At 56.5% G+C, this 10,024-nt stretch carries 4 protein-coding genes; 3 read left to right on the top strand and 1 reads right to left on the bottom strand.

Annotated features, from left to right (window positions below; translation table 11 throughout):
* The first annotated feature begins 1,438 nt into the window (after window positions 1-1,438).
* Window positions 1,439-2,422, top strand: coding sequence for an SGNH/GDSL hydrolase family protein (locus tag OXR00_RS19400; protein WP_267389873.1), 984 nt, complete (start codon window positions 1,439-1,441; stop codon window positions 2,420-2,422).
* 753 nt (window positions 2,423-3,175) lie between these two features.
* Here the strand turns inward: OXR00_RS19400 and OXR00_RS19395 are convergent.
* On the bottom strand, window positions 3,176-3,502 hold the full coding sequence (locus tag OXR00_RS19395; RefSeq protein WP_267389872.1) for a hypothetical protein: 327 nt from the start codon (window positions 3,500-3,502) through the stop codon (window positions 3,176-3,178).
* Window positions 3,503-5,092: 1,590 nt separating this feature from the next.
* Between OXR00_RS19395 and OXR00_RS19390 the strand changes: the two genes are divergently transcribed.
* A complete protein-coding gene (locus OXR00_RS19390; protein WP_267389871.1) occupies window positions 5,093-8,179 on the top strand; it encodes a bifunctional diguanylate cyclase/phosphodiesterase in 3,087 nt (1,028 codons plus the stop codon).
* 955 nt (window positions 8,180-9,134) lie between these two features.
* Entirely contained in the window at window positions 9,135-9,503 is a 369-nt protein-coding gene (locus OXR00_RS19385; protein WP_267389870.1) for a hypothetical protein, read from the top strand.
* Window positions 9,504-10,024: the final 521 nt, after the last annotated feature.

Below are 10,024 nucleotides of genomic sequence, written 5' to 3'. Positions count from 1 at the left end.
ATGCGAGTATCTGATCCAACCCCTGCATAAGCCTAACTCCAAGCCTTCCGTGTACGGGCTTGCCGAGAGGCTGGCATCAAAGGTCCGCTAATCAGTGCCCGCTCCAGGAGATCACATTCAAATTGAGAGCCGAAGGACAGCTTACCGGCCCTCCTGACCCACATACAGACGTTGGCGGCGCGTTTTCGGCTTCCCAACTCTGGTCACCCGTTCATGTCGCTAGAACGTCCGGTTTCAGGCATTCGAGAACGGCCGCGGAACGGCTTGAGGTGGTGGAAAGCTGACGTGATTGACGTGCTGCTAGCTGACCCTTCGTGCGGCTGCCTTCTCCCAAATCATGCATCGCAATGGCCCAAAGTCGGCAAGAAGCTGTTTTGACAAAAGCTGTCGCTGCTCTCGCGATTGCACGTCCGCTCGGCTGATCACCTCTTGGGCGAATGGGTGGCATGCCGCTGAATATGCCGGAAAGGGGAGGAAATCGGCGAGAAACATTCGCTGAGACACGCCAGTAAGCCTCTCTAATGACCTCGCCCGCGCCCGAGTCAACTCCCGGTCGTAGACAGCGGCCCACGCATTATTCAGTTGCTGGAGATGGTCGAGATCGTCGGGGTGCAGGACAACGTCACTCCAATGCGCGCTCGCAGACGTGCAACCCTTCGGCGGTTCATTGAGCCAATTTGGGTAGCCCCATAGAACCAAGGGCTGAGGCGGACCGGCGTCATCATAGTTTCTGATCAGCCGCTGGCCCGAGCCTCTTTTCGTCGCGTGTAAGCTAGCGACGCAACCATCGAATACCGCGAGCAGGGGCGGTCCCAAGGCAAGGCCAAGCAAGAAGGTCGACATTGCTATCCAGCGTGATTTCATTTGCGAGCCCCCCGCTCTTTGAGGACGATTAATCTTGCTTCTGACTGCGAGGTCCGCGACGTCGATATCGCCCTGTCTTCGCGTGGCGAGGAACAGGCGCAGGCGCTGGGAGCGTGGTTCGCGCAAGCCGCGGTTCCGGATCGGCCCGATGTGATGCTCGCGTCCTCTTATGTCCGGGCATGCAGGACCGCGACGCTGTTCTGCGCCGCGGGGGCAGCGCGGACAACCCAACCACACCACCATCATACCCAATGTTGCAGCAAGGGTTCCGCAATGTCGAACGACATATTCGTCGCGCTAGATCGCATCAATCGCTGCTTGTTCAAACCAATAGCGTGGTCAACATCGAGAACGCATCATTTTCTAGCGATAAGGGCAAGGTGAGTGTCCCCCGTTACGCCGCCGCATAGACGATCCGTGTCGCCCTACGTGACGAACGCAGTTCCCTACAACGGTCCACGTTCGACGTGTTAGCGTGATGTAGTATCGATCGATGATTACGGCACCGCAATCAAAAAACATGAAGACGTTAGCGGTTCTTCCTCTATAAAAGCCCGTAAGGGGGAAAAATATTATGAACAGAATTTCATGTTGTGCGATCGGCGTGTTTCTGTCGATCGTAGCCACGCCAGCATTAGCGCATCGCGACACACCTCATTACACATCACTGACGGTCTTTGGTGACAGTCTGGTAGATGCGGGAAACTACTACATTGCGAGCGATGGAAGCGATCCTGATCCGACGCAGGGTTACTTTCAAAACCGTTTTACCAACGGGTATGATTACCCCGATCTCCTATCCCTTGATCTCTTTGGCGTACCAACCGCGCCGTCGCTGTTGGGCGGCGGCAACTTCGCTATCGGTGGCGCCCGCATTTTAGACACCGGCGATGCTATTCCTGATCTAAAGGCGCAACTTAACGCCTTTCAAGTATCTGGCCGAGGCGTCGATCCAAACGGGTTATACATCCTTAACTTCGGCGGAAACGATGTGTTTGGCGCGGAGGGCGTCTTCGGGGAAGATGGAAAGATTGGCAGTTATGCTGATACCAGCAGCTATCTACAGGCCGCAGCGCAACAGTACGTTTCCGGGGTAAACACGTTAATTGGCCTTGGTGCACGCAATATTCTTATGACCGATTTCCCGCGCGCGGGTGATCCATTAACAGTAGATGCTAATGGTTATCTCAATACAGCCCTGTCAAATCTTGCTTTGAAGTCTAACACTGATTTCTTTTTTTACAGTCTTAGTAGCTTCAATCAGCGTGTGATGGACGACCCGGCTTCCCTCGGATTGCCACCGCAGCGAACCGATACAACATGCATTGATGAGGGCGCACAATCTACCGGTTGCACAGGTATATTCTCGTTCGATGGCGTCCATCCGACAGCACCAGTTCAGCTCGCGGGCTACCATGATATGGACAAGCAGTTTGGCTTAACTGCTGTATCATCCGTACCGGAGACTGCGACGTGGGGCATGATGATACTTGGGTTTGCCGCGATGGGCGCTGCAATGCGCTACCGTCGGAAGTCGACCAAGGTAGCGGTTGCATAAAGCAAGGCAACCTCGGGCACTTTCTAAGGGGCTGCTAGGCGACTAGCGGCCCTGGTTAGTTAAACCTGTTTGATGTTCAAACAGGCGGTGGCAGCGCTGTACCGCGTGATAGCATTTTTCGTTTTTAGTCCAAGTTCAAAGCGGAAGAGGTAGCTGATCTAAATCGATGACGACCCGCTGATACAATGTCTCGTAGACGTGCTGCGCAAGTGCTGCTTGAGCATCCCCACGTAAGCGCTCGTTGGGCATCGTTAGCGCGATCTTACATCACGCGGGAGCCTCCGCGATAACGTCTTCGATCAGTTCAGGGGTAACGCTTGCCATATCGCTCCTCTTGCCCGCTTTACAGAACAAAGGGAGAACTATAGAAAAGCCGATATGCGATCGTGGAGGAAACTGATCTGGCTTATCACGATCAAAATCGCATGGTATGGTAAGGTGCCCAACGGCACACCAATCGAAGAAGCTGCCGTCTGGACGCATGGCATCGATACCGAGGCGGACGCATCTATATTTCGCACTGGCATCCATGAATCCTTGATGACGAGTATGGCGAGCAGCCACGCACTATATCATGGGATGGCCCGTTCGTGGCGGCATAGGGGGAGTAGATGAGCAATACCGTTGAACGTGCCTACGAGCTTGCCCGGTCGGGCTCGTGTCCGACACTCAAAGACATTGAGCGGCAGCTTATGAAGGAGCAGCACGAAGGCGTTCACGCGCACCTATCGGGCGACATGCTTAAGAAGCAGCTTAAAGCGCTAATAAGGGCAAACCGGAGCGAACAATAGGCGGCATCTGCATCCCGACACTGTCGAGTACTCGCATCGCTCGTTTTGATCGTCGCATTTTGGGATCATCGCGCCCGATGCCCTTCAGCGGCAAGTGGCCGACCGCAGGAGGTCCGGTATTGGTCGGCAACTCCGGGATATCTGTCCTTCCCTGCCCCTCGGCGCAACGACCCACAACCGGACATTCGAAGTGCTCTGCTGACTTTCCAACTACCGCCATTCGTTCATCTTCAAATGACGCGCCATTTCTGGTTTCGATCCAAAGACGGACGCTATCGAGGGTAATCATGATGATGGCGACGGCCTGACGCGCGGACTGCCCCCGCCCTCATGAAGCGACAACAGGATCGATAGGCCGCCGCCAACCAACACCTTGAAACACGGGAATACGACTACCTTGTTTCGCATGTTTCTAGCCTATAGTTCCAGATGCCGCTGTCCAAGTGCCGCATGCCATCAATTTGTGACGACGACAGAAACTGGTTTCGAGATCAACTCAGCATATCGAACTGGGTCGGACGGGAAGCTGAAGAGAAAGACGTGTGCTTTGATCTTGTATCTCCCCGGTCCCGGGAAGATGGTCCCCGCACGCTCCTGCGTGGTCACATGATATGGGGTCGACTGCGAAACGGGTACAAGTTGCTGAACCTCGAGCGGAGGTGGGGGCGGCGACCCGACCATCGGTTCGGCAGGAGTAGCCGGTTGACCAGAGTCTAAGGTAACCTCGAACGCAATCCCGCGGGTAGTTTGTAGGAATGGTGAGACAGCGAAACCTTCGCCCGTCGCGAGAAGATCGACATCGATCGGTGCCTTGTCGCGCATCGACAAAGTTTTCGCGCGTACACGCACCTCGATGTGTGGCGTTTCGCCCGGCCAAGCGGCTTGGGCAGGAGGGCTCCATGCGGCGGCAGCGAGTAGAGCCAATAGCATCGAGGCCTCCCAGATTTTAGCTGCCGTGGTTCCTCCCATAGGGAGCGAGCTCCAGCAAATGAACAATCCGACATGTCCGCATCGCAACGTTATCTTGAGCAATGACCGGTAGGCCGAGGGGATGCTGTATTTCCTCCTCTTCGTGAGTGGACCAACATTCGGCACCCTGTGCTATGGTTGGCAGGTTTGGGACAGAGCCCACCGGTGGCGTTCCGTCGAGGCCGTAACAGTTAGCAGCGATTACTCTGAAGCAGAGCGTCTCGATGATACAAGGCCGTTCGCCTCATTGCGACTACACCCCTTCGCGGACGGCAGGATTGGTCGATATACGAAGGTGCGAATAGATTACGCCGATGCTACGGGCCGGCACCATCAAGCGACGGTGGACTGGGAGGTCAGGCGCGGAAAGACGGTGATGCCCACCATGCGGGTCTTCTACGATACCGGCGATCCAGGTCGTGTGGCTCTCTTTGGCCCGATGGGCGCTGCTTTCTGGTGTTTCGTATGGGCAGCTGTGCTGGTCTATATGCTATGGCTATCGCCGGAGATTGCCACCCTGTCTCGCTAACGCAGGAGGCGAAGAAGCAGAATGTCGGCGGTGGGGCGAAAGCGCTGCCCCCCTTCGTCGCGCTGACCCACATTCCGCCGCTCGCAACGCGTTTTTGGTTTCCCAACTCCGGTCGCCCGTTCAGCTAGCTAGAGCAGCCATCGTAATCGTCCACGTCTGAGCGGATGACACAAGATTGGAATGTAGCCCGTCCGCTTACCTGCCGGACGCAACACGCTGCCCACCTGACGGTTACGGCCAGTGACATGGAACCGAGAAATCAGTTTTTCCCCCCTCATGTTTGGTTAAGCTAAAATGCGCGTTGAGCCAGTCAGCGTTCGACATCAGCGTGTCGCGCCATCCAAACCGCCTGTTAACCTCTGTCTGGTATGAGAGGCAGGCATGCTCCACGAAACGTTTGAACCCTCCCTCACCCCAGCTGACCTCGACGCTATCGAACAGGTCATCGGCCGCATGGCGTTTTCGCGTGACGGCACCATCCTTCGCATCAACGATCGATGCCTCGATCTGCTTGGCTACCGCGATTGGGAGATGGTCGGTCGTAATCGAAGCCTGTTCACCACCTCCGCAGCGCATCCCAAGCCCGATGTGATCGACGACGTCTTCACGACCGGCCGGCCTTTCTTCGGCGATATGCGACAGGTGAAGCGAGACGGTACGACCTTCCTTGCCGAGGTGTCTTGCATTCCTGTGCAAGGAGGCGAGCAGAACGTCTCAGAAGTGATCATGCTGCTGAGCGATGTAACTGATCGCCGGCTCAACGCGGCCGATGATGCCGGACAGATCGCCGCGATCAACACGTCGCAGGCGGTTATCCACTTTGCGATGGACGGCACCATCCTAGATGCCAACCCTCGCTTCCTCGACGCTACGGGCTATGCTTTGTCGGAGATCATAGGCCAGCATCATCGTATCTTTGTCGACCCCGCCGAGGCGGCTGGTCCGGTCTATGAGGCCTTCTGGAGCGGGCTTCGTGATGGCACTCACTCGTCGGGTGAGTATCGCCGTTTGCGCAAAGACAGACAGGCCGTGTGGCTGCGTGCGACGTATAACCCCATCTTCGATCTTGATGGCCGACCGTTCAAGATCGTCAAATATGCCGTCGACGTCACTCATGAGAAGATGGAAACGGCCGATTTCCATGGTCAGATCGCCGCGATCGACAAGTCGCAATGCGTGGTAACCTTCGCACCTGACGGCACGATTATAAACGCCAACCGGAATTTCCTTGATGCCGTTGGCTACACGATGGAGGAGCTCGAAGGCCGGCACCACCGGCTATTCGTCGATCCCGCATATGCACACAGCCTCGAATATGAGGTTTTCTGGAGCGACCTTGCAGCCGGCCGGCATCGTAGCGGCGAGTTCCGGCGCGTCGGCAAGGACGGACGCGAATTGTGGCTGCAGGCCATCTATAGCCCTGTGCTTGACCAAGAGGGGCGTCCCTTCAAAATTGTCAAATACGCAACTGCGGTCACGCGCGAGAAGCTGCGGCAGGCCGATCATCAAGGTCAGATCGCAGCGATCCACAAGTCGCAGGCGGTGGTGTCGTTCAACACCGACGGCACAATCCTCGATGCCAACGACAATTTCCTCGGCCTGACAGGCTATCGCTTGTCGCAGGTGCTTGGCCGGCACCACTCGATATTCGTGTCGCCCACCGAGCGCGAAAGCGCCACATATCAAGCGTTCTGGCTCGACCTGGCCGCGGGCGAGTACAAGTCGGGTGAGTTCAAGCGGCTGACCCAGGACGGTCGCGAGATATGGCTACAGGCGTCCTACAACCCCATCCTCGACATGAACGGACGGCCCTTCAAGGTCGTCAAGAATGCGGTCGACGTCACTGAGCAGAAGCTGCTCCAAGGCGACTACCAAGGTCAGATCGATGCTATCCACCGCGCGCAGGCGGTGATCTCTTTCGACCTCGACGGCACCATTCTCGATGCCAACGACAACTTCCTCAACCTCATGGGATACACGCATGACGACGTGGTAGGACGGCACCACCGCATGTTCGTCGCGCCAGAGGAGGTTGCCAGCGTTGATTACCAGGCATTCTGGGCAGGGCTGAAGGAGGGCCGTCACACCTCGGCCAAGTTCCGTCGGATTGCGCGTGATGGCTCCGAGGTCTGGATCCAGGCCACATACAACCCGATCTATGATCTGAACGGCAAGCCGTTCAAGATCGTCAAGATCGCCAGCGACATCACCGCCGACGTCTCACTCGCAGCCGATCTGTCGCGTGCGCAGCGCGAGGTTCAGCATGATCCTGCGACCGGGCTGCCCAATCGCCTGGGACTGCGCAAATTCATGCGTGGCGTACTGGTAGAGACCGATAGCGAGCTGGCGCTGTTCTACCTCGACCTCGACCACTTCAAGCCCATCAACGATACGTTCGGTCACGATATTGGCGACCTTGTGCTGCGAACCGTAGCCAAGCGCCTCAAGGCTGTGGTTGGTGAGGGGCAGGTTGCGGCGCGGATCGGTGGAGACGAGTTCGTTGTCGCGGCTTCCAATCTTTCACGCCAGCAGGTGATCGAGCTTGCGGAGCAGCTTATTGAGACGGTGTCGCAGCCGATCGCACATGGCGAGCGCTGGCTGGAGGTAGGCCTGTCGATCGGTATCGCCCTCACCCCGCAGGACACGCTTGAGGAAGACGAGCTTTTCCGCTTTGCCGACGTTGCCCTCTATCGATCCAAGGGTAATCAGCGTGGCACCTTCACCTTCTACGGCGAGGAGACCGAAGCGTCTGCTGAAGTCGAGCGCCACCTGGGTCATGACCTTATGTTCGGGATCAAGGCAGGGCAGTTCGAGCTCGGCTATTTCCTCCGTACCTCAGACAGCGGAGAGACGGCGATCGAGGTTGTTCCGAGATGGAACCACCCGGTGCTCGGACAGCTTGGTGCCGAGCGCTTTATTCGGGTCGCCGAACAAAGTGGCCTGATCATAGCCCTCGGCGAGTGGATCGTCAGATCGGCCTGCAAGCTGGCGATCGAACACCCGGCCACTACCGTATGTGTACCCATTTATCCCAAGCAGCTGCTCCTCAGCGATATGCCTGAGATGCTGATGCTTGCGTTGCGCGAGAGGGACCTTGCGGCCGACCGGCTCGAACTGCGGCTTCAACGCGGCACCGCGCGGGTCAACATCGAGAGCATGCGAGCTGACCTCGAGAAGATCAGCAAGATGGGGATTTCGATAGCTGCGGCTGACGTGCTGCTGGGTGAGGACATGATTGCAAGTCGGTCATCATGGAGCGTTGACAGGGTGATCGTCGATACACGTCTGCGCAGTCTGCTACGCCGACAATCTGATCCGCTTTTCGAGCAGATTGAGCAAACGGATGCGACACAGTTGGCGACTGGCGCTCACCTGTTCGAGGTGGATCGATCAGGAGCCCTCCTCCACTACGCGATGAGTGGTCCGATCGATCCGTCCGCATCTACTGAGGCAACAGTCTTCGTTTGACATCCAACCGCACCCTTCACCGGTACGTGGAAGCCAATTTATGCCTCTTGCGACTGCCTCCATTTAACGTGCTACCCGCTTCCGGCATCGAACTTGACCCATCTGCAGGCGTTCACGTACCCGCTCGTATGGCTCGACAGCAGAAATTCGGCCATATCCCCGCTCTTACATCATTTGACGTCTTCATCGCGTCTGAGTCGCTTTAGAAGGACGCTCCGGGGTTGATAGGATTCGTACCGACAGGTGGAAGGGATCGACAAAGATCGCTGCACGAACCTATGTCGGTCCGATTAGAAACGCCGGAGGTATCGTTTGTGCAACGATATTCCTCATCTTGGTTTGAAGGTGCCGCGAGGCTTTTTCGTATGATGGCATGTCGCTAGAGATCGTCAGCGGTGTCCACCGCGTGACATGAGAATTAACAAGCATGCGTAATTCGAGAACCGCTGCCTCGATCGCTTTACCCAACAACTTTTCTGCCTCAGTTCCACCTTTCTTTCGGGCGCAACTTTTTTCCAAAAAGTTAAGATACCCCGTGAGGGCGCGCATGACCTTGTATCGAAGGGCCGATAACTCTCCGAGCCTGTCTGGTGACCTGAGCTCCAATATTGCGGCGATGGCGTCCATGGTATTTAAAAGTTCTTGAGCAAAAGGATCGCTAATGCCATAAGAAAATAACCAAATACTAGCCGATACAACTGCTATAGAAAGTGCCTTGTAAGCACAATATAGCATATTGATAATTTATCATGACAAGATATTCATTTAACAAGCGGCATCGTTAATAACCCTGGTATACCAGTCACCTCAATCAGGCTGGAGGTCGCCTGACCGCCCTTGCACCCAATTAGGGCCAGCCGGCAATAAAAGCGGCTTAATCAACTTGCGTGCTGCTTTCTTTCTAAAATGAGATTGGCAACACGCTTCAAGTCGGTGGACGTAGAAGGATCTTAGTATGGGTATCAACGGTATCGGTGCAACCTCCGCCGCGTCGGCAACTCAGCCGGCCGCTTGGCAGCAACGCAAGCAGGACTTTGCCAGCCTAGTGTCCGCAGCGCAGTCAGGCGATATGAGCGCTGCGCAGTCGGCATATTCGGAACTGACGACAAAGCAGACTCCGCCAACAAATAGCCCGCTGGCCGCAGTTGGCACAGCGCTGCAAAGCGGCGATACCTCGGCGGTTCAGAAGGCAATTCAGACGTTGCAGCAGGCTCGCAGCGGCCATCACCATCACCATCATGCGCACCCAGCGACAGACTCCTCACAGTCTGCGAGTACTGCGGCGTCTGCAACGGGTGCGACAGGGGTCAACATGCTCGCCTGACCGCATCTTGCTCGGCTGAGATCGCTCACGTCACTCGCCTCAATTTGTTGTCAGCGGGAGATCTGCGATTACGTCGTGAAGTGATCGGAGCTCGCTCAGCTGCTTGGAGGGATCAGATCGACCGGTAGTCTGGCGCTGTTCCTATGACGCGGGTTGGCCAAGACACGCAGTAACGTTGAATTACCGGAAGTGGGCGACTGCGGAACGGCTGCTGTTGGTTTGGAACGGGGAGATAGCGACCCCTCCCTGCCTTTGGCGCAACGACCCAGAGGCGGTCATTTAGCCCTCCCCCCGCCAATCCTCATACCGGTCATCGGTTCATGTCTGTCGAGCGTGCAGCTACGCAACTTAGGACAATATAAGGAGCTAGCTAGGGAGCGGCCCCACCGCGCGGTAGCTTTCGATCAGGGTATCGAACACGGCAATGTCGGATCTGCTGCGGGCGATGATTTGTGCTCCGGCAACCGCCGCGTAGATTGCTCGCGCTCTTACCTCAACGCTTTCGGGCGATCCAATCGCTA

It is taken from the genome of Sphingomonas sp. GC_Shp_3 (assembly GCF_026540945.1).
Classification (GTDB): domain Bacteria; phylum Pseudomonadota; class Alphaproteobacteria; order Sphingomonadales; family Sphingomonadaceae; genus Sphingomonas.
This window is presented reverse-complemented; position numbering and strand designations above follow the sequence as displayed.